Below are 23710 nucleotides of genomic sequence, written 5' to 3'. Positions count from 1 at the left end.
GATGCGACTCATATTGGCTTCGGCATCCCCCCGGCGGCTCGCGCTGCTGGGGCAAATCGGCGTTGTCCCGGACGCGGTCGATCCCGCCGACTTGGACGAAACGCCCCGCAAAGCCGAACTGCCCGCGCTCTATGCCGCGCGGATCGCTGCTGAAAAGGCGGTGGTGGTGGCGGCACGCCATGACGGCGCGCTGGTTCTGTCGGGCGATACGGTGGTGGCTGCTGGACGGCGCATCTTGCCCAAGGCGGAAAGCGAGGCGGAGGCGCGCGCTTGCCTGACGCTGCTGTCGGGCCGTCGCCATCGCGTGCTGAGCGCCATCACGCTGATCGACGGCGCGGGCGTCGCACGGCATCGGCTGTCGACCAATATCGTGACGTTCAAGCGGCTGGAGGCGGCGGAGATCGACCGCTATATTGCCAGCGACGAATGGCGCGGCAAGGCGGGTGGCTATGCCATCCAAGGCAAAGCCGCCGGGCTGATCCGCGCGATTCAGGGCAGCCATAGCGCGATCATGGGCCTGCCGCTCTACGAAACCCGCACGCTGCTCAAGGCAGCGGGCCATCCCCTCGATTAGGAACCGACATGGCCGAGTGGCTTTATGAAGAAGGCATTGGCGAGGCCCGTGCCGCGCTGATCGAAAAGGGTAAGCTGGTCGAGGCGCTGATCGAGCGCGAAGGCGATGCCGCACGCGCGGGCGCGGTGATGCAGGGCAAGCTCATCACCACGGTCATTCCCAAAAAGCGCGGCATCGTCCGCCTGATCAGTGGCGAGGAAGTGCTGATCGAACCGATTCCGCCCCGGCTGGCGGAGGGCGCGAACCTGCTGGTCGAAATCCTGCGCGAAGCAATCCCTGAAGAAGGCCGCCCCAAGCGCGCCAAGGGCCGCAGCACCCAGCCGGGCATGAAAGCACAAGCCGGTCCCAGCCTGCTCCAGCGTATCCGGGCCACCGGCGTCCCCGTCGTCCCATGCCCCGCGCATGAGGAAGACCGGCTGGAAGCCCATGGCTGGAGCGAGTTGATGGAAGAAGCGATCAGCGGCGAAGTCGGCACAGAGGCCGCGGCGCTGCGCCTTTATCTGACGCCCGCCATGCTGCTGATCGACATTGACGGGTCGCTGCCGCCGGCGCAACTGGGGCCGAAGGGCGCGAAGCTGGCGGCGCAGACGGTGCGGCGCATGGGCCTGAGCGGATCGATCGGCATCGACCTGCCGACGATGAACAACAAGGACGAGCGGATCATCGCCGCCGCCCAGATCGACAAATATTTGCCGCTCCCCTTCGAGCGCACGGCGGTCAACGGCTTCGGCTTCGTCCAGATCATCCGCCGCCGCGAGCGCGCGAACCTGATGGAGTTATTGCGCGAAGATCCGGTGGCGACCGCTGCGCTCGCCTTGTTGCGGCGCGCCGAACGGCATGGCCAGGGCGGTCCCGCGACGCTGGTCGCCGCGCCCGCCATCATCGACTATCTGCACAAGCGGCCCAACTGGATCGAACAGCTTGCCAAGCGTCGCGGCGGCGCGATCAGCATGCAGGCCGATGCCACCCTCGCGATCGCGGGTGGCCATGTCGCCTAAAGCCGCCGCCTGTCCAGTCTGCAACAAGTCCGCCAGCGCGGAAACGCGGCCGTTCTGCAGCGCGGCCTGCCGCGACCGCGATCTGCTGCAATGGCTGGGCGAAGGCTATCGCGTCGCCGGGCCACCCGCCGAGGATGACACGCAAAAAATCGGCGATTATGGGCTAGACAGCGAACAGGATTGACGCCTATAGGCACGCCTCCATCGGGCGGAACACTCCGCAGTTGGCTGTGCCTGGATAGCTCAGTTGGTAGAGCAAGCGATTGAAAATCGCTGTGTCGGCGGTTCGAATCCGTCTCCGGGCACCACTTTTACTCTCCCCCCAATAAATATGATCAGATAGCGGGACGCTCACGCGCATCGACCATGCTTCCTGCATGAACGTTCGATATTGCTGGCTCTATGCGTTTGTTAACAGGTTGCTCCTATATATAACGAGGGAGAGCTTGGTGCGCGTATATGGTATTTGCTCGGTTCAGACGGATTGCCGAAAAATCGCAGGTGGCGTTGCACGAGCAGTATAAGGCGCTGACGGGGCAGATTCCCCTGATGTACGCCTTGATGTTCATCAACGTCTTTTGCCTGGCGATGGTGACCTATGGCGATGTGCCGGTCTGGCTGAGCCTCAGCGTTCCGGCCACCCTGTCCGTCATTATCGTCGTCCGGGGTTTCCTGTGGATGGCGCGCAAGAGGAGCGTGCCCTCCCCAAGCAAGATGCGGCGGCATCTTGCCGGGACCATCGTCATGTCGGCGGTCCTGAGCGCCGCGTTCGGGGCTTGGGGGTTGTTCCTGCTCAATGAAGTGGCGACCGACCGGATCACATCGGTTGCGCTCTATGTGTTCGTTGGCTCGATCAGCTGTTGTTATTGCTTGCAATCCTTGCCCGTGGCCGGCCGATTTGTCCTGCTGTTCGGTGCGGCGCCGGTTACCTTGTGCCTGCTGACATCGTCCGACGTCTACCTGATTGGGATCGGTGTCACTTTCCTCATCATCGCCGCCGTTATCGTCCGCACTCTCGCGACCAGCCAGTCGGCGTTCAGCAAGCTTTTGATCTCGCGGTCCGAGATGAGCGCGGTGGTCACCGCGCTTCGGCAGAGTGAAGATCATTATCGCTATTCGGTCGACCTCAATCCGCAAATGCCGTGGATCAGCGACGCTGTCGGCGCGATCCTCGAACTCAGTCCCAAATGGGAGGCGGTGACCGGCATGCCGACGGCGGATGCCTTGGGCAGCGGGTGGACGGCCGCTGTCCATCCCGCCGATCTCCCCGCAATTCTCGATCTGTGGCACCGAACGACGAGCGCACCCGATGCCTCGGCCGTGGATGTGCGCTATCGTTTGCGCGATCGTGGTGGCGTGTATCACTGGCATCGCGCCCGCGCGCAGCCGCGTCGCGGTGAAGATGGCACCATCCTGAAATGGTATGGAACGCTGGAGGATATCGATGATCAGGTCAAAGCGGAAAATGCGCTGAGAGAGAGCGAGGAGCGGTATCGCCTCGCGTCGCGGGCGACCAACGACATCATCTGGGACTGCTCACTTGAACAGGATCGGATCGATTGGAGCGAGGCCGCTTTCGATGTTCTGGGCTATGCCGAAACCCGCACGGGCACGTCCCGGTCATGGTGGGTCGACCATATCCATGCGGACGATCAAAAGCGCGTGGTCGACAACCTCGCCAGCCTGGAGGACGCGCATTTCAACCAATGGGTCGAACAATTCCGATTTCGCGCAGCCGATGGGCGCTATCTCAACCTCGTCGCGCGGGGCTATGTCGTGCGCAACAAGGATGGCAAGCCGGTCCGTCTGCTGGGCTCGCTGCATGATGTCACCGCGCAGTTGCAATATGAGGCCAAGCTCAAATGGTCGGCGTCGCATGATGCCCTGACCGGGCTGCCCAATCGCGCAATGTTTGCCGAGCGCTTGGACGAGGCGCTGGACGAGGCGCGCCGACAGGGGCAGTGCGTCGGCCTGATCGTGCTGGATGTCGACCGGTTCAAGACCATCAACGATACGCTTGGCCATCATGCGGGCGATGCGGTGCTGCATGACGTGGCAGCCAAACTGAGCAAGCGTTTGCCGGTCGGCGCCACATTGGCGCGTTTGGGTGGGGACGAGTTCGCGATTATCCTGCCGGGATTGACACCAGAACAGGCTAAACAGGAAACCGTCGACACCATCATGGGCAGCCTGACGGGCTCCCTGCTGCATGATGGACGCCATATCGATGTCAGCCTGAGCGCGGGTGGCGCGCTGGCGTTTCGGGATGGGTTGGACGCCGAAGAACTGCATAAATGCGCGGACCTGGCCCTCTATGCCGCCAAGAGCGAGGGACCAGGTCAGATACGGGGCTTCACGCCCGCCATGCGCGAAGCGGTAGACATGGAAAAGGCCATGTTGACCAAGGCGCGGGCGGCCCTGACCAACAACCATATCATCCCCTTTTACCAGCCGAAGGTAAACCTGCGCACCGGGGCGTTGGAGGGTTTCGAAGCCTTGCTGCGCATTCATGACCAGCAGCAGGGGCTGCAGCCGCCCGGCGCAATCCGCGCGGCGTTCGAAGACGCCGATCTGGCGGTTCGGCTGACCGATCGGATGCTTGATTGCATCATGGCCGACATGGTCGCCTGGCGCGACCAGGGCCTTGCCTTTGGCCGGATCGCGTTCAACGGCGCACCGGGCGATTTTCGTCGGGGCGATTTCGTCGATCGCATCCTGGGGCGGATGCACAAGCTGGGACTGCCTGCCAGCCTGCTGGAACTGGAGGTCACGGAAACCGTGTTCGTGGGGCAATTGTCCGATCGGGTCCATAATTGCCTGGAGACTTTGGCCGCGGCGGGCGTGACGATCGCCCTGGATGATTTCGGCACGGGCTATGCGTCGCTGACGCACCTGCAACAATTTCCGGTTCACACGATCAAGATCGACCGGTCTTTCGTGTCGCGCCTCAATGCCGCAGAAACGGGTGATGCCGCCATTGTCGGGGCGGTCATCGATCTTGCGAAAAATCTGGGCATAACGACGGTCGCCGAAGGCATAGAGACGGCTGCACAAGCGGCGCATCTGATGGTCAAGGGGTGCGATGTCGGTCAGGGTTTCCTGTTCGGGCGCCCCATGGCACGATCGCAAATCGCCCCTATCCTGGCGAAGTGGGATGCACCCGGCATGATCGGTCTGTGCGCCGGGTCGGACTGGGCGGACATGCTGCGGTCCAGCATGGGGATGCATAATAGCGGGCCGCTCTCCCTCTCGGAATCGGGGTGTTGATCCGGCCTAGTCAGATTTTCGTGCCGATGCCCCGTTCCACCAATGCATTGGCGATGGCAGCGACCTCCTCTGCCGGGCGGCTGTCATCCCATACGCCAAAACGCAGGCCCAGAAACACGTTCATGCCCATGATCGCCCAGGCATGGACTTCCTCGACATCGGCGCGGACATCGCCGCGTGCTGCCGCCTTGGTCAGACGGGCGGTCATGCGGGACGCCGTATTTTCATAATGAGCGCGATAGGCGGCCTGATCGACGAACTCCGCTTCGTCGATGATACGATAAATTTCCTTATGTTCGCGCGCAAACTCCAGGAAGCTGAGTAGGCCTATCCGCTCGGCGTCGATCCCGTCGCGGGCGTCTGCGATACGGGGGGACACATAATCGCGCACCTGGCCGGACATGTCGGCGACGAGCGCGCGGAAGATATCATCCTTGCTATCAAAATAGGTGTAGAAACTGCCCAGCGCACAGCCCGCGCGGCGGGTGATGCCGCTGATCGAGCCGTCGTGAAAGCCCTTTTCGCCAAATTCGGCCGCTGCCGCCGCCAGCAATGCGCGGCGAGTCCGCTCGCCCCTGGCGGTGCGCGGCGTCTTGTCGTCCTTGGCAGCGGCGTCCTCGGCCATGTCCACTCCTTGCGAAAATCTGTGTTCTTTTTGCCGCACTGAACCGGCCTTGTCTCCGCCTCTCTATTTGAAGTTGAAAGATGGTTCAACTTTCATTATCGAATCGATCAACGCAAAGTGATCCGGCAGACCGGGCACCCCATTTTCAGGAGAGGACCGACCATGAAGGCCCATTTCAGCATCCGCGCCATCGCCCTTGCCTCCGCCGCCTGGAGCGGTGCGCTGGCCATGCCTGCCCTTGCGCAGGACGCCGCCGTCCCGGCCGTCGAGGAGGAGGGTGCGATCGTCGTCACCGCCCGGCGCCGCGAGGAAACGCTGGTCAGCGTGCCGATCGCGGTCAGCGCCTTTTCGGGCGAAGCGCTGGAACGGGGCGGGGCGATCGACATTACCGACCTTGCCAACATGACCCCCAACACCACGCTGGAAGCCTCGCGCGGCACCAATTCGACGCTGACCGCCTTCATCCGGGGCGTCGGCCAGCAAGACCCGGTATCGGGCTTCGAACAGGGCGTGGGCATCTATCTCGACGATGTCTATCTCAACCGGCCCCAGGGTGCGATCCTCGACATTTACGATGTCGAGCGGATCGAAGTGCTGCGCGGGCCGCAGGGCACGCTCTATGGGCGCAACACCATCGGCGGCGCGGTCAAATATGTGACGAAAATGCTGCCGCAGGAATTTTCGCTCAAGCTCAAGGGCACCTATGGCAGCTATGACCAGGCTGATGGCATCATCAGCGTGTCGGCGCCGTTGAGCGACCTAATCCGTGTCGGCGGGGCCTTTGCTCGGCTGTCGCGTGGTGGCTTTGGTGACAATCTCACCACCGGCGATGAAAATTACAACAAGGATATCTGGGCAGGTCGCGCCACCTTTGAAATGGGTGGCTATGGCCAGCCCGTGCTGATGCGGATCACTGGCGATTATACCAAGGATAATAGCAGCGCGCGCGGTGGCCATCGGCTGATCCCCGGCCAAGTGTCGGGCGCGCCGGTGCTGGACGATGTGTTCGACACGCGCGGCGGCCTCACTGATCCCAAACAATATGTGAAGTCCTATGGTCTTTCCATGAACATCACCGCCGAACTGAGCGACGCGGTCACGCTGCGGTCGATCAGTGCGTGGCGCAAGGATGACAGCGCCTCGCCGATCGATTTCGATGCGCTGCCCGCAGTCGATGTCGATGTGCCCGCCTTCTACTTCAACGAGCAACTGAGCCAAGAATTCCAGCTGCTCTACGATCAGGGGCCGCTGCACGGCATGGTCGGCTTCTATTATCTCGATGCCAAGGCCGACACCGCGTTCGACGTGCGCTTGTTCACGACGGTTGCGGGGCTGACCGCCTATACGCAGGCCGATGTCGACACCGAAACCTATGCCGTGTTCGGTGACTTTACCTTCGACATTACGGAACAGCTCAGCCTGTCGGCCGGTGGCCGCTACACCTGGGACAAGCGCCGGGCCGACATATTGCGGCAAAACTATCTGGGTGGTGGGTCGCCCTTGTTCGGCGGCGCGGGCGTGGCGTTCGGCGCGCCCAGCACCAATTTCAACGGCGAGCGCGAATATAAGAAATTCACCCCGCGCGTCTCGATCAGCTACAAGCCTACACCCGATCATAATATCTACGCCAGCTTCTCGCAGGGGTTCAAGGGCGGCGGCTTCGATCCGCGCGGCGTCGGCACCAATGCGCCTGACCTTAATGGCGACGGCATCCGGCAGGACGATGAAATCGCGTCGTTCCTGAGCTTCGCGCCCGAACAGGTCGATAGCTATGAAGTCGGCTACAAGGGTAATTTCCTCGACGGCGCGCTCTATGTCGCGGTCGCGGGCTTCTATGCCGACTATAAGGATGTGCAGATTCCGGGGTCCGTCGCCTGCACCGTCAGCGTCGGCGGCGTCGCCACGCCCTCCTTCTGCGGCGTGGTGTCCAATGCGGGCAAGGCCCGGTTCAAGGGGCTGGAGTTTGAAAGCACCGCGCGGCTGGGCCGCGACCTGATGACGCCGGGCGACCGGCTGAACCTGTCGACCGCGGTCGGCTATATCGACGCGGAATATCGCGAATACATCACCAACATCGGCGGCGTGCCGACCGATGTCGCGGCCAATCGCGAAGTCCAGAATACGCCAAAATGGACCGCCAGCGGCACGATGAGCTATACGACCCCGATCGGCGCGGGCAGCCTCTATCTGGCGAGCAGCGTCTCGTGGCGCAGCAAGACCTATCAGTTCGAGATTCCCAACCCCTATATCGACCAGAAGGGTTTTGCGCTGTGGGACGCCAGCATCGTCTATACCGCGCCTGACGATCGCTGGACGTTGGGCCTGCATGGCAAGAATCTGATGGACAAGGAATATAAGACGTCGGGCTATACGTTCGTTGCCGCCAACGCGGTGACGGGGGCCATCATCAACAATGCCGCCGGTTTCCCGACCCCAACGCTTGGCCGCGAGGGCACGCTGACGGCCTTTTACGGCAATCCCCGGCAGGTGTTTTTGACGGGGACGGTCAAGTTCTGATCTCCATCCCATCTCCGTTCGGTTCGCGCCTGTCGAGAACCCTTGCGCAACGGTTCTCGACAAGCTCGAACTGAACGGAGATGGGTAAAGCCCTATGACCGACCGATCCGCCTCCGCTGCTTCCCCCGCCTATCGCGGCGTCGTGCTGGCGATGCTGTTGCTGGTCTATACCTTCAACTTCCTCGATCGGCAGATCCTGGGCATCCTAGCCGGGCCGATCAAGGCGGAGCTGGGGCTGAGCGATACGCAATTGGGGGCGCTGGGCGGTATCGCCTTTGCGCTGCTCTATTCGACGCTGGCGATCCCGCTGGCGTTGCTGGCCGATCGCACCAGCCGCACCTGGGTCATTACCGTCAGCCTTGCGGTATGGAGCGGCTTTACGGCTTTATGCGGGCTGGCGGGCAATTTCATGCAATTATTCCTGTGCCGCATCGGCGTGGGCGTGGGCGAAGCGGGCGGGGTCGCGCCATCCTATGCGGTGATCTCCGACTATTTCCCGGCGCATCAGCGGGCGCGGGCGCTGTCCATTTACTCGCTCGGCATTCCGCTGGGCTCGGCGGGCGGCGTGCTGCTCGGCGGCTATATCGCCCAGACCGTGGAGTGGCGCACAGCCTTCATCGTCGTCGGCCTGCTTGGCCTTTTGATCGCGCCTGTCTTTCGCCTGGTGGTGAGGGAACCCGTGCGGCCAGTGCAAGCCAGCGACGCTGCCCCGGTTTCGGCGGTGTTCGGCATATTGGCGGCCAAACGCAGCTTCTGGTTCCTCGCGGTGGGTGCGGCGTGCAGTTCGATGTGCGGCTATGGCGTCGCTTTCTGGTTGCCCAGCCTGCTGATGCGCAGCTTCGGCCTCGATCTGATGGGCGCGGGCCAGTTTCTGGGCGGGCTGCTGCTCATCGGCGGGGTCGCGGGCGTGCTGCTGGGCGGTTGGCTGGGTGATGCGATGGGTGGCAAGGACAAGGCCTATTATGCCTGGGTGCCCGCGATCAGCTATGTGGTTGGCATGCCGCTGTTCGTGGTCGGCGTGCTGTCCGACAGTGTCGGCGTTGCTTTCGCGCTGTTCCTCGTGCCGCAGGCGCTGGTCTATGTCTGGCTCGGTCCGGTGCTGACCGCCGTGCAGCATCTCGTCCCCGCGCATATGCGTGCCAGTGCGGCGGCGAGTTTCCTGCTGATCAACAATCTGGTGGGGCTGGGGCTTGGAAGCTGGTTCGTCGGCGCTTTGTCCGACGCGCTGACCCCGGCTTATGGGATCGAGGCGCTGCGCTACGCCATCGTCGCAGCGCTTGGCTTCTATCTGCTTGCCGGGCTGTTCATGGCGTTGGGCGGTCGGGCGCTGCGCAAGGATTGGGTGGCGGCCTGACCAAGTGGGGGGCTTACCTGCCGTCCTTTTCCCCCTATAGGGGCGGGCATGACCAACCTTGCCGACATCCAAGAAGAATATCAGTTTCTCGATGCGGACGACCGCTATCGCTTGCTGATCGACCTTGGCCGCGCGCTCGAACCCATGCCCGACGCGCTCAAGACCGATGCGACGCTGGTGCGAGGCTGTTCGGCGGCCGTATGGGTCTATCCGACCGTACTGGACGATGGGCGGCTGCATTTCCTGGCGGACAGCAATGCCGCGATCACCAAGGGGATCATCGCGCTCGTCCTGCAAACGGTGCAGGACCAGCCGCCAGCCGCGATCGCCGCGGCGGATATCGAAGACGCGCTAGCCCCCTTTGATCTGCGCAATCAGCTCAGTTCCAACCGGACGCAGGGCATTCCCAACATGATTGCCCTTATCCGGCAAACGGCTGGTCGCTACACCGGCTGAACGCTGCAACCCGCATGGGGCGTCGACCATTGTCCTTCCGTAACCAGATGGAAGGACGAGAGCCTATGCGCATCCCGTTGATGATGACGGCCATGGCATTGTTGGCCGCCTGTTCGCAGCAGCCCGAAGAACCCAGCCAGCGCGAGCAGATCGGCCAGGCGTGGAAATATGAAGGCGAGACCGGCGATGCCGCGAAGGTCGCCTATATCGGCAGCGCCAATACGGTCGCGACGATGACGGCGCCCGACACCTTCGCCGTGCTGCTGGTGCAGCCGATGAGCAATGGCGAAAAGACGGTGACGGTGAAGCTGGTTGGCGCGCCATTCCAGTGCGACCTGTCGGCTTGCATGGTCAGCGCGACGGGCGATGATGGCAAGACGCATAGCTGGCAAGGACGGATGACCGATGCCAAGGACGGCATCGAAATCATGCCGTCGCAAAATGCCTATGACGTCATCGAGAAGGCCAAGACGATGAAGGTCGATCTGGTGGTCGGCCCGCAGAACAACACCGCGCCTTTCTCGTTCAACGTGGCGGGGCTTGACCTGCCGGGGTGACCGGATCGGCAGCGGAGGGCGCGCGCACGCCCGCGCGGTTGCGGCGGGCGAGTTCGCGCTTCAGATCCTCCGGGCGGGGGGCGACGAGGAAGCCGAAGCTGACCGTGCCTTCCTTGGTCTCGACCACATGATGCAGGCGGTGGGCCTGGACAATCCGCTTCATATAGGGTGAGCGCGCGACATAGCGGTTTTTGACACGCTGATGCACGATGATGTCGTGGAAGCCGAGATAGATGGCACCATAGGCGGCGATCCCGGCACCGATGGCCGTTGCCCAGCCGCCCCAGCCCCATTGCACGCCGCCTAGCAGCAGCAGGATGGAGGGCAGGGCGAAGATCACGAAATAGAGGTCATTGGCTTCCCACCGGCCAAGGCGGGGGCGATGGTGGCTGGCATGCAGGAACCAGCCGGGACCGTGCATGATCCAGCGGTGCATGACATAGGCGAAACCCTCCATCGCGATGACCGTAGCGAGGAAGATCAGCAGGAGCAGGACAAGGTTCATAGGCTTGATATAGGCGCGCAGGCCGATGGAAGCGACCCCGTAAAGTTACGGCTTTTGGGGTAGCTCGGCCGCGCCATGGATGACCCGCTGCGGATAGGGAATGGTGATGCCATTGTCGCGGAAGAGCTGCCAGACGCGGCCCAGCACATCGGACTTCACATTGCCGACCCCGCCCTCCGGATCGCTGATCCACACCAATATGTCATGTTCGACGCGGCTTTCGCCGAAGCCGGTCAGCCAGACATTGGGCTTGGGATTGCGCAAGACGCGCGGGCTTTCGGCGGCAGCTTGCAGCATCAGCGCCTGGGCCAGTTTGAGGTCGCTATCGTAGCCGATGCCGACGGGAATGCGGACGCGGACATTGCGGTCGGAATAGGACCAGTTCTCCACCTCCTGCGTCATAAGATTTTCGTTGGGGATCAGATGTTCCTTGCCGTCGCGAGTGATGACGCTGACGGCGCGCACGCCGATCTTGTTCACCCAGCCGAAACTGTCCCCCACGACGATGACGTCGCCCGGTTTGATCGACCGGTCCATCAACAGGATGATGCCCGCGATCAGATTGCCGAAGGTCTTTTGTAGGCCAAAGCCGACCGCGAGGCCGAGCGCGCCGGAAAAGACGGCAAAGGCGGTGAGGTCGATGCCGAGCATATCGACGCCGATGAAGAAGGCGGCGATGATGATGGCGATGGCGGCCAATTTCTGCGCCAGCAGCTTCTGGGTGGGGTCGAAACCGTCCGCCTGGCTGATCGACCGGCCGATCAGCTTGTTGGCGAGGCGGACAAGCGCGAACAGCGCGACGCAGGTGGCGGCGATCGACAACAGGCTGAGCAGCGTGACCCGGCGTTTGCCGAGGCTGATCCCTACCGTGTCCAGCGTTGCGCCGACGGGCGCGAGGCCGCCATTGGTGCCGGAGACGATCGTCAGGAACAGCAGGAGCGCCAGCGGCAGCGTGGCCCATCGCGGGATGGACAGGGTGCGCAGCGCATAGCCAGCGAGCAAAGCGACCGAGAGGCCAAGACCGATGCCCAGCACCAGATGCCCAACCGAATCGGCGGGCCAGAAGGCAGTGACGACCCCGATCAGCAGCGCCGAGAAAGCATAGCGCAACATGGCGCGCAGCCGGTTGGCGAAGGACTCGCCCAAGGCTTCCATGGGACCACGCAGCCGCGGTTCGACCCGGCGCGACAGGCCTGCCGCGGCGAGGTGCAGCAGGAGCGCGAGGCCCAGCGCGATCAACGGATGGATCAACCCCCCGCTGTCGGGCACGCGGTTGAGCAGCCAGGCGATGCTGAGCGTCATCGCGCCGCCCGGAAGCGGGCCAGGCCTGCGTCGAGATCGGCGATCAGGTCGTCGGGGTCTTCCAGGCCGATATGCAGGCGCACCATCGGCCCTTCTGCTTCCCAGCGGGTTGCGGTGCGGTGGCGGGCGGGATCGACCGGCAAAGCGAGGCTTTCAAAGCCGCCCCAGCTATAGCCGATGCCGAAATGGGCGAGGCCGTCGATCAGTGCGGCGCGGGCGGCTTCGTCGCCGCCGTCGAGGATGAAACTGAACAGGCCGGTCGAGCCGGAAAAGTCGCGCTGCCACAGCGCATGGCCGGGGCAGTCGGGCAAAGCGGGGTGCAGCACGCGCGCGACGCCGGGCTGGTCCTTGAGCCAATGGGCGACGGCTAGGGCACCATCCTGATGCTGGCGCAGCCGGACGCCCAGCGTGCGGAGGCCGCGCGCGGCGAGCCAGGCGTCATCGGGGCTGGTCATCTGGCCGAACAGATAGGCGGTCTGGCGGACCTTGCCGAACCATTGGGCGTTCGCCGTAACGCTGCCCATCATCACGTCGCTATGGCCGACGATATATTTGGTGCAGGCCAGAATGGTGATGTCCACGCCATGGGCCATTGCCGGGAAAAAGAGCGGCGTTGCCCAGGTGTTGTCGAGCAGGGTGACGATGCCCCGTTCCCGCGCGAGGGCAGTGATGGCGGGAATGTCCTGCACCTCGAACGTCAGGCTGCCGGGGCTTTCGAGGAAGATGGCCCGCACCCTTTCATCGGCAAGACGGACAGCGACCCGGACAGCATCGCACGGATCATAATAGATTGTTTCGATACCGTAACTATTGAGCATCTGGTCGCAGAAATTACGGGTCGGATCATAGGTGCTGTCGGGCATCAGCAGTCGGTCGCCGGGTTTCAGCACCGCCATCAGCGCGCAGGCGATCGCCGCGACGCCCGACGGGAAGAGCATCGTGCCTTCCGCGCCCGGTTCCATTTCGGTCAGCGCGTCGGCAAGCGACCAGGCGGTCGGCGTGCCCTTGCGCCCGTAGAAGAGACGTTCATGCGTACTGCTGCCCGCGGCCTTTCGCAGATGGGCGACATCGTCATAGAGGATGGTCGAGGCGCGCCAGACCGGCGGGCTGACGATGCCGCCGGGCTGGCCGGGCATGCCGGTCCATTCGGGCTTGCGCCCGGCCTGCACCAGCTTCGTCAATAGCTTGCGGTCGTCGCTCATGCCGGGCCGGTCGCCTTGGGCGTGGCGGGATCGAAACCCCATTCGGACCAACTGCCGTCATAGAGGGTCACATCGTCCTTGCCGAGCGACTCCAGTCCGGCGAGCAGGATTGCGGCGGTGACGCCACTGCCGCAACTGGTGATGACCGGGCGGTCGAAATCGACCCCGGCGACGGCATAGAGAGCGCGCAATTCGTCGCCCGACTTCATGCTATTGTCGGAATTGAACAGAGACGGGGAGGGCAGGTTGCGCGATCCGGGGATATGGCCCGACGCCATGCCAGGGCGCGGTTCGGCTTCGGCACCGGTGAAGCGTCCAGCGCCGCGCGCGTCGAGTATTTGTTCCGCGCCGGTGGCGAGATTGGCGATCAGGTCCGCCTTGGTCCTTACCTGTCCGGCCGCGCGGCGGGCGATGGCGGTGCCAGCGGTGGGCGTGACGATGCCAGCCTCGGTCGGGCGACCTTCCGCCACCCATTTGGGCAGGCCGCCGTCGAGGATCGCGACCGACGCGCCCAGGCCATAGAGGCGCATCATCCACCATCCGCGCGCTGCACTATGCAGCGGGCGATTGTCATAGACGATGATCCGGCTGTGGGGATTGATCCCCAGCGCCTGGCAGCGTTGCGTCATCAGCGCATCGGGCGGGAGCATCCCCGGCGTCGCGTCGTCCGGGTCGTTGAGCGTCGCCAGGTCCATAAACACGGCACCGGGGATGTGCGCGGCTGCATATTCCGCGAGCGGATCGCGTGGCGTGCCGGGCAGGAACAGGCTGGCGTCGAGGATGCAGAGGTCCGGCGCGCCCAGATGCGCGGCGAGCCAGTCGGTGGATACGAAAATAGTCATGCGGTCCCCTATGGCCTGCGTCTTGCCGCCCCTTCTAGGCCGGGGGGCGGGGGCTGGAAAGGGCCACGCTTAGCGCGGTGGCAGTTCGGCGGCGGCGCGGGCTGCCGGGCGGCGATATTGGCGCGGCCCCTGGTCGAAGCGCAGCGGCGCGAGGCGCTCGGCGGGTGGCTCCTGCTCCTGCCCGACGATGAAGGCGCGGGCGGTGCGGCCCTTGTCGTCCGCTGCGTCATTGAATTGATAGGTCACGTCGAAGGCGGCGATCGGGATCAGCAGGCTGCGATCGCCCATGGGCACTGGCACGATCTGATCGGGTGCAAGGCGCAGTTCGCCGTCCAGCCGCAGGGTTTCGCCCGGTGCGAGCGCGACGGCGGCATGGAGCGGCAGGCCGGTTTCGCCAATGAAGAAGCCGTCGAGCAACGCCTGCTGGTTCGCGCCGCCATTGCCGATGATACCGCGCACCAGCACGTCCTGCGCGGCAAGCGACCCGCGATTGTGCAGCAACAGACCATAGGCAATGGTGACGCCCATCAGCGAATAGCGCGCCTGCGTCACGACAAGTTGCATGTCGATCCAGGCCCGGTCGGTGTCGACAGGGGCAGGGGGGGGCGGCGCGACAGGTGCGGGGGGGCGGTGCTGGTGGGGGGGGAGGCGCGGTGAAGGGCTGATCGGCGGGTTCTGCTTCGACCGTCTCGGCTTCGACGGGCGAACGACGGCGACGCAACAACAGGGCGGCGGCGATGGCCGCGAGGGCAATCAGACCAGCAATGATCCAGCCCCAGGGCGTCGTATCGGCGCTGGCCGGGCCGGCGGTTGGCGCGGGCGTTGCCGCTGGGGGCGGTGTGACGGTGGGTGCGGTCTGGTTGACTACAGGTTCAGCCGGGGGTGCCTCTGGTGTCGGCGCGCTGTCATTTGCCGGTTCCGCTTCCGGTTCGGCGCGGGGGGCGGGTTTTGGCGCAGGGCGGGTTTCGGTCGGCCGGGTGGGCTGCCGCGCGGCTGGCTGTGCCGGGGACGGGACCGGTACGGCAACAGGTGGCGGCGTCACGGTCGGCGCGACGATGGGGGGCGGCGCGACCGGGGTGTTGGGCGCGCGGAAAACATCCAGTTCCGGCCCCTGTCGACGGGTATCGACCGGCGGCGCTGTTCGCGACGGCGGCAGGCTGAAACTGCCCGGCGCAGGCTCGTCGGCTTGCTGGGCATGGACGGGCGCGGCCAACAGAAGCGGCGCGGCGAGCATAAGTGAACGAACAGACCCCATATGGTGGCCAAGGCACAAGCCGCGCTGAATGGCAAGTGAACAACGTCGCCTGCCCCGTTGGACCGATGACAGCGGGCGGGCAATCGCGTAAGGGGGGCGCATGACCGACCTTAGCCAAACCCCGCTCCATCTGGGCCAGACTAGCGCGCTTCCCGCCACCCCGGAAGCCGCGATCCTCGATTATGTGCCCAATCCGCGACCGGGCAAACCCTATCTGGTGCGCTTTACCGCGCCCGAATTCACCTCGCTCTGCCCGGTGACCGGCCAGCCCGACTTCGCCCATCTGGTGATCGACTATGCGCCCGCCGCGACGATCGTTGAATCCAAGTCGCTCAAACTATTCCTGGGGGCGTTCCGCAACCATGCGGCCTTCCATGAGGATTGCACGGTGGGGATTGGCGAGCGGCTGTTCGCCGAAATGAACCCCATTTGGCTACGAATCGGCGGCTATTGGTATCCGCGCGGCGGCATCCCGATCGACGTTTTCTGGCAATCGGGCGAACCGCCTGCGGGGCTGTGGCTGCCCGCGCAGGATGTCCCCGGCTATCGCGGCCGGGGCTGAGCGCCGATCAGACCAGTTCGCCGGTTAGTAGCCGGGGGAGCGCCCCGGACTGGCCGCGTGCTTCGGCCATGAAGCGCCCCTTGAGCAACGAGGTGCGCTGCACCGCTGCAAGGCCCGCGCGCCGCGCCAGCTTGGGCAAGCGACCGGGAATGTCGAACAGGCGCACGAGGCCGTCCATCGCGACGCTGGTCATGATCGCGTCCAGCCCGCGCCAGCGCTGATAGCGCGCGAGCAATTGCGCATCGCCCGGATCAAGGCCGAGGCGCATGCCGTCGACCAACACTTCGACCAGCGCGGCGACGTCGCGGAGTCCCAGGTTCAGTCCCTGGCCCGCTATCGGGTGGATCGCATGGGCGCTGTCGCCGACCAGCGCCAGCCGCGTGTCGGTGATGCGGGCGGCATGATGGAAGCCCAGCGGATAGGAGGAGCGGGGGCCAGCCATGCGGATTTCGCCCAGGAAACCGCCGATGCGCTTCTGTGCTTCGGCGAGCCAGGCGCGTTCGGACAGTTTGAGCATGGCGGGCGCTTGTTCGCTCGGCACGGTCCACACGATTGCGGAGCGGGTGCCCGGCAGCATCGGCAGCAGCGCGAAGGGGCCGCCGACATAGAAAATCTCATAAGCGGTGTTGCCGTGCGGCACGTCATGGTCGATCGCGCTGACCATGGCGGTGTGGCTATATTGCCAACGGGTGGTGCGGATGCCCGCCGCCTCGCGAGTCGGGCTGTTGCGCCCCTCCGCCGCGACCAGCAGCGCGCCGCGGATCGTCGCGCCGCTGGCCAGCGTCAGTACGACGCCATCCTCGTTGCGATCGACATGGGTCGCGCGGTCGGGCTGGTAGCGAGTGAGGTTTGTCGCCCGTTGGGCGGCTTTTTCCAAAGCGACGCGCAAGTCGCGGTTGGGGAACATGGTGCCCATCACGCCGTCATCGTCGGCGTCCGGCACGAAATCGAGCGCGCCGGGTTCTAGCCCGTCACTGACCCAGATGCGGTCGATCGGGCAGCCCTTGCCATCGAGGAAGGGCATGACCCCGATCGCCGAGAGCATGGCGCAACTGGTCGAGGAGATGGCCGAGACGCGGCCGTCGAAACCGCTGGCGGTGGTATCCACCGGATCGGCGGGATCGACGATGGCGGTGCGTACGCCATGGCCGGAAAGAGCTATGCCAAGGGTCAGGCCGACAAGGCCGCCACCCAATATCACGACGTCGAAGCGTTCCATGGCCCCTGTCTAGGCGGTCGGGGCCGACTTGAAAAGCGATGGCTGGCCCGCTCGCCCAAAAGGGCAGGGGCCAAGCCTGATCACCTCAGACGATATGCACCCAACCGGCCGGATCGGCGACGGTCCCGCGCTGTATGCCGGTCAGTTCGCCGCGCAGGCTTTCGGTGACGAGGCCGCCATCGCCATTGCCGATGGTGAAGTCACCATCCTTGCTCCTGACCGTGCCGATCGCGGTGACAACCGCCGCCGTGCCGCAGGCGAAGGCCTCGCGCAATGTGCCACTGGCGGCATCGGCGCGCCATTGGGCAAAGCTGTAGGGCTCTTCGCGCACATCATGGCCCTTGGCGCGCGCAAGGGTGATGATGCTGTTACGGGTGATGCCGGGCAGGATCGTGCCGGTCAGCGGCGGGGTGACGATCGAGCCATCCTCCATCACGAAAAAGACGTTCATGCCGCCCAATTCCTCGACCCACTTATTTTCGGCGGCATCGAGGAAGACGACCTGATCGCAGCCCTGCTCGGTCGCTTCCTTCTGCGCGACCAGGCTGGCGGCATAGTTGCCGCCGCATTTGGCCGCACCCGTGCCGCCGCGCGCGGCGCGGGTATAATGTTCGGACACCCACAGGGTCACGGCCTTCTTGCCGCCCTTGAAATAGGCCCCGGCCGGCGAAGCGATGACGCAGAAAATATATTCCTTCGACGGGCGCACGCCGAGGAAGGCCTCGCTCGCGAACAGGAAGGGGCGCAGATAAAGGCTGCCTTCGCCGCTCGGAATCCAGTCCGCGTCGATCTTCACCAGCTCCGCGACTGCTTCGAGGAACAGGTCTTCGGGGATTTCGGGCATCGCCAACCGCTCGGCCGATTGCGCGAAGCGGCGGGCATTTTCCTCCGGCCGGAACATGGCGATGCTGCCGTCGGCAAGGCGGTAGGCCTTCATGCCTTCGAAGATTTCCTGGGCATAATGCAGCACGGCGCAGGCCGGGTCGATCTGAAATGGTTCACGCGGACCGACGCTGTGGCTGTGCCAGCCCTCGCCCTCGGTATAGCGGATCGTCACCATATGGTCGGTGAAGAGGCGGCCGAAACCGGGATCCTCCAGCAGGGTGGCGCGCTCGTTCGCCGCCACAGTCTTGCTGCTGCGGGTAACGGTGAAACGCGAACTATGCTGGCCGTCCATAATCTGTCTCCTTGGGTTGGACGGGCTGCCTATGTCACAAAGCGGGGCGGGAAACAACGTCACCTATGCTGACCCATCGGGCCGCTTGCGCCAAGCTGGCCTCTTGGCGCTGGGCCATAGCCTCGCTAACGCTGGCCCATGCATTTTTTCTCCGACAACGCCACCCCGCTTTGCCCGCCCGTCATAGCTGCGATCGCCGCCGCCGACCGGGAGGACCATGGCTATGATGGCGACCAGTGGAGCGCGCGGCTCGACGCGGCCTTTGGCGATCTGTTCGAAACGCCGGTCAGCGCGTTGTGGGTGGCGACCGGTACGGCGGCGAACAGCATCGCGCTGGCCTGTCTGTGCCCGCCCTATGGCGGCATCCTCTGCCATGACGAGGCGCATATCGTCGTCGACGAATGTGGTGCGCCGGGGTTCTTTACCCATGGCGCGAGCCTGATGCCGCTGCCGGGCGAGGGCGCGAAATTGACGCCGGACGTGGTGGCGGAGCGGTTGGCGGCGATTCGCCCGGATGTGCATCAAGTGCCCGCGCGCGCGATCAGCATCACCAATGCCACCGAATATGGTCGCGTCTATACCCCCGACGAGGTGGCGGCGCTGGGGTCCATTGCGCGCGCGCATGGGTTGGGCTTTCACATGGATGGGGCGCGGTTCGCCAATGCGGTGGCTTTCCTGGGCTGCGCGCCCGCCGACGTCACCTGGCGCGCTGGCGTCGATGCGCTGAGTTTCGGCTGCGTCAAAAATGGCGGGATGGTGGGCGAAGCGCTGCTCTTCTTCGGGGCGGAGCGAGAGCGCCGGGCCGCAGAAGCGATGCGCTGGCGCAAGCGGTCGGGCCACTTATTTTCCAAGGGCCGCTACCTCGCCGCGCAGATATTGGCGATGGTCGAGGATGGGCTGTGGCTGGCCAATGCCAGCGCCGCCAATGCCGCCGCGCAGGCGCTGGCCGCGGCGGCGACGGGGCGGTTGCTGCATTCCGTCGAGGCGAACGAATTGTTCCTGCGGCTTTCAGCGTCGGAAGCGGCGGCTTTGCGCGTGCAGGGGTTCGATTTCTATGATTGGGGCGCGGGCGCGGCGCGGATCGTCACCAACTGGTCGCAGGATGCGGCCAGTGTCGCGCCGCTCGCGGATGCGCTGCGCAGGCTCGACCATGGCTGACGACGATCGGGGCGGCATCGTCCTGCCCTTCATCCTCGTCACGCTGATCTGGAGTTCGACCTGGATCGTCATTCGCGATCAGTTGGGCAGCGTGCCCACCAGCTGGTCGGTCTGCTATCGTTTCGCGCTGGCCGGGGTTGCGATGATGGCCTTTGCGCGGATGCGCGGCGTATCGCTGCGGATCGGTGGGGCTGGGATGCTGTTCGCGGCCTTGCTGGGGACGGCGCAATTCGTGCTGAACTTCAACTTCGTTTATCGCGCCGAAGAGCATCTGACATCCGGCGTCGTTGCGGTTTTCTACGCCATGCTGCTGATCCCCAATTCGATTCTGGCGTGGATCGTGTTTCGTCAGCCGGTCAGCCGCGCTTTCATCGCCGGATCGGCGGTAGCCATGACCGGTATTGCGATGATGTTGGTGCATGAATATCGGGCGGCGAGCGTCGATCCGGACAAGATTCTTTTGGGCGTCGGCTTTTCGGTCATCGGGCTGTTCAGCGCTTCGGCCGCCAATGTGATGCAGGGCATGGATATCGCACGGCGGCTGCCGATGGTGGCGATGCTGGCCTGGGCGATGCTGATCGGGGCGGGGATCAACGCGCTGTTCGCCTGGGTCACGACCGGACCACCGGTGATCGAACCGCGCCTCACCTATCTGTTGGGCATAGGCTGGCTGGCTTTGGCGGGATCGGTGGTCACCTTCCCGCTCTATTTCCGGCTGATCCAGCGATTGGGTGCGGGGCGGGCGGCCTATACGGCGGTGTTGATCCCGGTCATCGCGATGCTGATTTCGACGCTGGTCGAGGGCTATCGCTGGACCGGGCTTGCGGCGGCGGGCGCGCTGTTGGCGGTCGTCGGCATGGTGATCGCGTTGCGCGCGAAAAAGGCTTAGCGGCGCAGGCCTGGCTGATACTGTTGCTTGGCGGCATTGACCCGGTCGATCAGGCTGGACAGCGTCGGCTGGACGCTTGCGATCGGCGTGGGCGGGGACAGGCGGGTCATGCGGCGGCTAAGCGCGGTGAAGGCGGTTTCGATACTGTCCATCGGGGGCGTCCTGCTGTGTTGCGGCAAGGCCCTCTTCGGGTCGATATGGTTAAGAAGGGGTAAGCATGACCGATGCTTGCGGCGAACCGATTTCGGCTTGGAGGCAAGCGCCCAGCCCTTGGGCATAGCTCGGATAGCGTAGCTGCCATCCCAGCAACCGTTTGGCGCGGCCATTGGCGATGCGGCGATTTTCGGCATAAAAGCCCCGCGCCATGGGCGATAATCGCGCCTCATCCATCGTCAGCAGCGGCGGATGGGGCAGTCCCAGCATATCGCAGGCGGCCTCGATCACCAGATTTTGGGCGCAGGGCAGGTCATCCGACAGATTATAGATGCCGGGCGGGCCGTCGAAGGAGGCGACGATGCCCGCGACGATGTCATCGACATGGACCCGGCTAAAAACTTGGTCCGGCAGGTCGATGCGATGCGCGCGCCCCTCCCGCACCCGGTCCAGCGCCGATCGGCCCGGCCCATAGATGCCCGGCAGGCGGAAGCGCCGCATGTCGGAACGCAACGCGCCCCAATCGGCATCGGCATCGGCGCGGGCGGTGCGGCGGCCTGCGCCGATCGGACTGGCTTCGTCCACCCATGCGCCGCCGGTGTCACCATAGACGCCGGTCGAGGAGAGATAGCCGGTCCAGCGCGCGGACGCGGCGGCGATGGCAGCGCCGTAGCGGACCAGGACGGGATCGACTTCGCCTTCGGGCGGGACCGAGGAAAGGATATGCGTTGCGCTGGTGATGGCGGCGCGGACGGCGGGGTCATCATCGAAAGCCAGCGTGTCGGTCCCGGCGCTGCGGCGCGTGCCGGTGACATGCCAGCCTTCGTTCCGCAGCCGGGTGGCGAGGCGGGATGCGGTATAGCCCAGCCCGAAGATCAGCAAATGGGGCAAAAACCATATCTCCGTTCGTTTCGAGCCCTTCGACTGCCTGCTAAGGCAGGCGCTCAGGACCGGCCAAGGTCGAGAAACGCCGCGTCCATGTTTCTCGACTGCGCTCGAAACGACCGGCTGTAGAGATTAAACCGTGAAGCTTTCTCCGCAGCCGCAGCTGCCCTTGGCATTGGGGTTGGCGAAGGTGAAACCGGCGGTGAAATCATCCTCGACCCAGTCCATGGTCGATCCGATCAGATAGAGGACCGACCCGCCATCAATGTAGAAAATGCCGCCGGGGGTCTCGATCTTCTCATCGAATTTCGCTTCTTCGGTCACATAGTCGACGGAATAGGCAAGGCCCGAACAGCCGCGCTTGGGGGTCGAGAGCTTGACGCCGATCGTGCCTTCGGGCGCCTGCGCCATCAGGTCTGCGATACGCTGCTCGGCGCTCTTCGTCAGGATGACGGCAGCCGGGCGGGCGCGGGTCTTGGTCTCGACAGTCATTACAACATTCCCAGTTCGAGCTTGGCTTCGTCGCTCATCTTCTGCGGGTCCCAGGGCGGATCCCAGATCAGGTTGACCTGCGCGTCGCCGACGCCGGGCACCGCACCGACGCGCAGTTCGACTTCGCCGGGCATGGATTCGGCGACCGGGCAATGCGGCGTAGTCAGCGTCATGGTGACGACGACATGCGCCTCGTCGGTCACATCGACGCCGTAGATCAGGCCAAGGTCATAGATATTGACCGGAATTTCCGGGTCGTAAATCTCCTTGAGCGCGTCGACGACGGCATCATAGAGATTGCCGCCCGGTTCGCCCGCGGCGATCGGCGTCGGTTTGGCGGCGAGGAAGCCGTCGAGATAGTCGCGCTGGCGTTCGCCGGACGCGGGCGGGCTGTCGACGCGCGCCTTGGGCGGGGCTTGCACCGTTTCGACTTCTTCCACCATGATCTTGCGCTCTTCGCTCATCATCCAAAAATCTTTCTTACCCGCTCCAGGCCGCGCACCAGCGCGTCCACGTCGCTTTCGTCACTGTAAATGCCAAAGCTCGCCCGCGCGGTCGCTTCGACGCCCAGATGCCGCATCAGGGGCTGGGCGCAATGATGCCCGGCCCGGATCGCAACGCCGGTTTCATCCAATATGGTGCCGACATCATGCGGATGCACCCCCTCGACCGCGAAGGAGAGGATGCCGGCCGAGTCTTCGGGGCCGAAGACGCGGATGCTGTTGAGGTTTTCGAGAGCCGCGCGCGCTTTGGCCACCAGCGCACATTCATGCGCGTGGATCGCGTCCAGCCCGATCGCCTGCACATAGTCGATCGCCGCCGACAGGCCGACGACGCCGGTGATGTGCGGGGTGCCCGCCTCAAACCGGGTCGGGGCAGGGGCGTAGGTCGTTTTTTCGAACGTCACCTTGTCGATCATCGACCCGCCGCCCTGATAGGGGGGCATGGCGTCGAGCAGTTCCCTACGACCCCACAGCACGCCGATGCCGGTCGGGCCATAGAGTTTGTGCGCGGAAAAGACGTAGAAATCGCAATCCAGCGCCTGCACATCGACGGCGATGCGGGGGACGGCCTGGCAACCGTCGATCAGGATCTTTGCACCGACCATATGCGCGATATCGGCGGCGCGGCGGCAATCGAGCACGCTGCCCAGCACGTTCGACACATGGGACAGCGCGACCATCCGGTGACGCGGCGTGATCATCGCGCGCATCGCGTCGAGATCAATCCGGCCATCGGCGGTCAGGGGAAGAACGTCGATATGCGCGCCGACTTTTTCCGCTGCCATCTGCCACGGCACGATATTGCTGTGATGTTCGAGGGTGGACAGCAGGATGCGGTCGCCCGCCTTGAGTTGCTCCCCCGCCCAGCATTGGGCGACGAGGTTGATCCCCTCGGTCGCGCCACGGACATAGACGATCTCGCTGTCCGACGCCGCGCCGATAAAGCTGGCGACCTTGCGGCGCGCGGCTTCATAAGCGAGCGTCATATTGGCCGAGCGTTCATAGACGCCGCGATGGACGGTCGCATAGTCCGGGCCATAGGCGCGGGCGATGGCGTCGATGACGGCCCGCGGCTTCTGCGCGGTGGCGGCGCTGTCGAGATAGTGCCAGTCGAGGACTCCGGGGAAGTCGTGGCGGAGGGAGAGGGTCATGCCAATTCCTCCCCGGCACGGGGAGGGGGACCGCCGCAGGCGGTGGAGGGGGCTATCGGCGCGCAGC

General features: G+C 64.6%; 25 protein-coding genes and 1 tRNA gene. 13 read left to right on the top strand and 13 right to left on the bottom strand.

Translation table 11 applies throughout. The annotated features are described in order from the left end of the window. The first annotated feature begins 1 nt into the window (after window position 1). The 5 genes from OVY48_RS09585 to OVY48_RS09565 all read left to right on the top strand — a co-directional run bounded on the left by OVY48_RS09585 (window position 2) and on the right by OVY48_RS09565 (window position 4839). Window positions 2-574, top strand: coding sequence for a Maf family protein (locus tag OVY48_RS09585; RefSeq protein WP_096061346.1), 573 nt, complete (start codon window positions 2-4; stop codon window positions 572-574). An 8-nt stretch (window positions 575-582) separates the two neighbouring features. Further along, the gene (locus OVY48_RS09580) at window positions 583-1572 is read left to right on the top strand and encodes a ribonuclease (protein WP_096061347.1); all 990 of its coding nucleotides are present in this window, start codon (window positions 583-585) and stop codon (window positions 1570-1572) included. Beyond that, complete coding sequence (locus OVY48_RS09575) at window positions 1562-1756, top strand: DNA gyrase inhibitor YacG (RefSeq protein ID WP_096061348.1); 195 nt, start codon at window positions 1562-1564, stop codon at window positions 1754-1756. Before OVY48_RS09580 ends, OVY48_RS09575 begins: the two co-directional genes overlap by 11 nt. Before the next feature lie 48 nt (window positions 1757-1804). Then, window positions 1805-1880, top strand: a tRNA-Phe gene (locus tag OVY48_RS09570). A 151-nt stretch (window positions 1881-2031) separates the two neighbouring features. Further along, window positions 2032-4839, top strand: a complete 2808-nt coding sequence (locus tag OVY48_RS09565; protein ID WP_313922678.1) for an EAL domain-containing protein — start codon at window positions 2032-2034, stop codon at window positions 4837-4839. A 10-nt stretch (window positions 4840-4849) separates the two neighbouring features. Here the strand turns inward: OVY48_RS09565 and OVY48_RS09560 are convergent, their stop codons facing one another. After that, window positions 4850-5464, bottom strand: a complete 615-nt coding sequence (locus tag OVY48_RS09560) for a TetR/AcrR family transcriptional regulator (protein ID WP_313922677.1) — start codon at window positions 5462-5464, stop codon at window positions 4850-4852. 162 nt (window positions 5465-5626) lie between these two features. Here OVY48_RS09560 and OVY48_RS09555 point away from each other — a divergent pair, with 162 nt between their 5' ends. From OVY48_RS09555 to OVY48_RS09540, 4 genes are all read left to right on the top strand, one after another. Next, window positions 5627-7981: a TonB-dependent receptor gene (locus OVY48_RS09555; RefSeq protein ID WP_313922675.1), complete on the top strand. Its 2355-nt coding sequence runs from the start codon at window positions 5627-5629 to the stop codon at window positions 7979-7981. Window positions 7982-8075: 94 nt separating this feature from the next. Further along, window positions 8076-9335: an MFS transporter gene (locus OVY48_RS09550; RefSeq protein WP_313922674.1), complete on the top strand. Its 1260-nt coding sequence runs from the start codon at window positions 8076-8078 to the stop codon at window positions 9333-9335. A gap of 48 nt (window positions 9336-9383) precedes the next feature. Beyond that, on the top strand, window positions 9384-9791 hold the full coding sequence (locus OVY48_RS09545) for a SufE family protein (RefSeq protein WP_069065851.1): 408 nt from the start codon (window positions 9384-9386) through the stop codon (window positions 9789-9791). Between the two features lie 65 nt (window positions 9792-9856). Next, window positions 9857-10348 (top strand): hypothetical protein, encoded by a 492-nt coding sequence (locus OVY48_RS09540; RefSeq protein WP_313922671.1) that lies wholly within the window; start codon window positions 9857-9859, stop codon window positions 10346-10348. Here OVY48_RS09540 and OVY48_RS09535 read toward each other — a convergent pair. From OVY48_RS09535 to OVY48_RS09515, 5 genes are all read right to left on the bottom strand, one after another. Continuing rightward, the gene (locus OVY48_RS09535; RefSeq protein ID WP_313922670.1) at window positions 10317-10853 is read right to left on the bottom strand and encodes a sterol desaturase family protein; all 537 of its coding nucleotides are present in this window, start codon (window positions 10851-10853) and stop codon (window positions 10317-10319) included. The genes OVY48_RS09540 and OVY48_RS09535 overlap by 32 nt on opposite strands. 45 nt (window positions 10854-10898) lie before the next feature. Continuing rightward, entirely contained in the window at window positions 10899-12155 is a 1257-nt protein-coding gene (locus tag OVY48_RS09530; protein ID WP_313922669.1) for a mechanosensitive ion channel family protein, read from the bottom strand. Continuing rightward, window positions 12152-13357, bottom strand: coding sequence for a cystathionine beta-lyase (gene metC / locus OVY48_RS09525; protein WP_313922668.1), 1206 nt, complete (start codon window positions 13355-13357; stop codon window positions 12152-12154). Before metC ends, OVY48_RS09530 begins: the two co-directional genes overlap by 4 nt. Then, window positions 13354-14199, bottom strand: coding sequence for a 3-mercaptopyruvate sulfurtransferase (sseA, locus tag OVY48_RS09520; protein ID WP_313922667.1), 846 nt, complete (start codon window positions 14197-14199; stop codon window positions 13354-13356). The genes metC and sseA overlap by 4 nt, the downstream gene beginning before the upstream one ends. 69 nt (window positions 14200-14268) lie before the next feature. Next, window positions 14269-14763 carry a hypothetical protein gene (locus OVY48_RS09515; protein ID WP_313922666.1) on the bottom strand — a complete coding sequence of 165 codons (495 nt, stop codon included), beginning with the start codon at window positions 14761-14763 and terminating at the stop codon, window positions 14269-14271. Between the two features lie 200 nt (window positions 14764-14963). On the opposite strand from OVY48_RS09515, the gene OVY48_RS09510 reads away from it, so the two are divergent. Further along, window positions 14964-15482 carry a hypothetical protein gene (locus OVY48_RS09510; protein WP_313922665.1) on the top strand — a complete coding sequence of 173 codons (519 nt, stop codon included), beginning with the start codon at window positions 14964-14966 and terminating at the stop codon, window positions 15480-15482. A 72-nt stretch (window positions 15483-15554) separates the two neighbouring features. Beyond that, the gene (queF, locus tag OVY48_RS09505) at window positions 15555-16016 is read left to right on the top strand and encodes a preQ(1) synthase (protein WP_313922664.1); all 462 of its coding nucleotides are present in this window, start codon (window positions 15555-15557) and stop codon (window positions 16014-16016) included. Between the two features lie 7 nt (window positions 16017-16023). Here queF and OVY48_RS09500 read toward each other — a convergent pair whose 3' ends face one another. Further along, window positions 16024-17235, bottom strand: coding sequence for a UbiH/UbiF/VisC/COQ6 family ubiquinone biosynthesis hydroxylase (locus OVY48_RS09500; protein WP_313922663.1), 1212 nt, complete (start codon window positions 17233-17235; stop codon window positions 16024-16026). Between the two features lie 85 nt (window positions 17236-17320). Continuing rightward, window positions 17321-18412, bottom strand: a complete 1092-nt coding sequence (locus OVY48_RS09495) for a branched-chain amino acid aminotransferase (protein ID WP_313922662.1) — start codon at window positions 18410-18412, stop codon at window positions 17321-17323. A 138-nt stretch (window positions 18413-18550) separates the two neighbouring features. On the opposite strand from OVY48_RS09495, the gene OVY48_RS09490 reads away from it, so the two are divergent. Both OVY48_RS09490 and OVY48_RS09485 read left to right on the top strand, forming a co-directional pair. Further along, complete coding sequence (locus OVY48_RS09490; RefSeq protein WP_313922661.1) at window positions 18551-19570, top strand: beta-eliminating lyase-related protein; 1020 nt, start codon at window positions 18551-18553, stop codon at window positions 19568-19570. Then, window positions 19563-20459, top strand: coding sequence for an EamA family transporter (locus tag OVY48_RS09485; protein ID WP_313922660.1), 897 nt, complete (start codon window positions 19563-19565; stop codon window positions 20457-20459). The genes OVY48_RS09490 and OVY48_RS09485 overlap by 8 nt, the downstream gene beginning before the upstream one ends. Here the strand turns inward: OVY48_RS09485 and OVY48_RS09480 are convergent. The 5 genes from OVY48_RS09480 to OVY48_RS09460 form a co-directional block, all read right to left on the bottom strand. Further along, entirely contained in the window at window positions 20456-20611 is a 156-nt protein-coding gene (locus tag OVY48_RS09480; protein WP_313922659.1) for a hypothetical protein, read from the bottom strand. The two genes, OVY48_RS09485 and OVY48_RS09480, sit on opposite strands and share 4 nt — an antisense overlap. A 49-nt stretch (window positions 20612-20660) precedes the next feature. Further along, window positions 20661-21503 (bottom strand): SDR family NAD(P)-dependent oxidoreductase, encoded by an 843-nt coding sequence (locus tag OVY48_RS09475; RefSeq protein ID WP_313922658.1) that lies wholly within the window; start codon window positions 21501-21503, stop codon window positions 20661-20663. Window positions 21504-21629: 126 nt separating this feature from the next. After that, window positions 21630-21989, bottom strand: coding sequence for an iron-sulfur cluster assembly accessory protein (locus OVY48_RS09470; RefSeq protein ID WP_313922657.1), 360 nt, complete (start codon window positions 21987-21989; stop codon window positions 21630-21632). Next, complete coding sequence (locus OVY48_RS09465; RefSeq protein WP_096061016.1) at window positions 21989-22453, bottom strand: SUF system Fe-S cluster assembly protein; 465 nt, start codon at window positions 22451-22453, stop codon at window positions 21989-21991. The genes OVY48_RS09470 and OVY48_RS09465 overlap by 1 nt, the downstream gene beginning before the upstream one ends. Then, on the bottom strand, window positions 22453-23643 hold the full coding sequence (locus tag OVY48_RS09460) for a cysteine desulfurase (RefSeq protein WP_313922655.1): 1191 nt from the start codon (window positions 23641-23643) through the stop codon (window positions 22453-22455). Before OVY48_RS09460 ends, OVY48_RS09465 begins: the two co-directional genes overlap by 1 nt. Window positions 23644-23710: the final 67 nt, after the last annotated feature.

The organism is Sphingobium sp. SA2, assembly GCF_032227065.1.
Lineage (GTDB): Bacteria > Pseudomonadota > Alphaproteobacteria > Sphingomonadales > Sphingomonadaceae > Sphingobium.
Note: the sequence above shows the minus strand (reverse complement) of the source record. Positions and strands in the feature narration are given on the sequence as shown.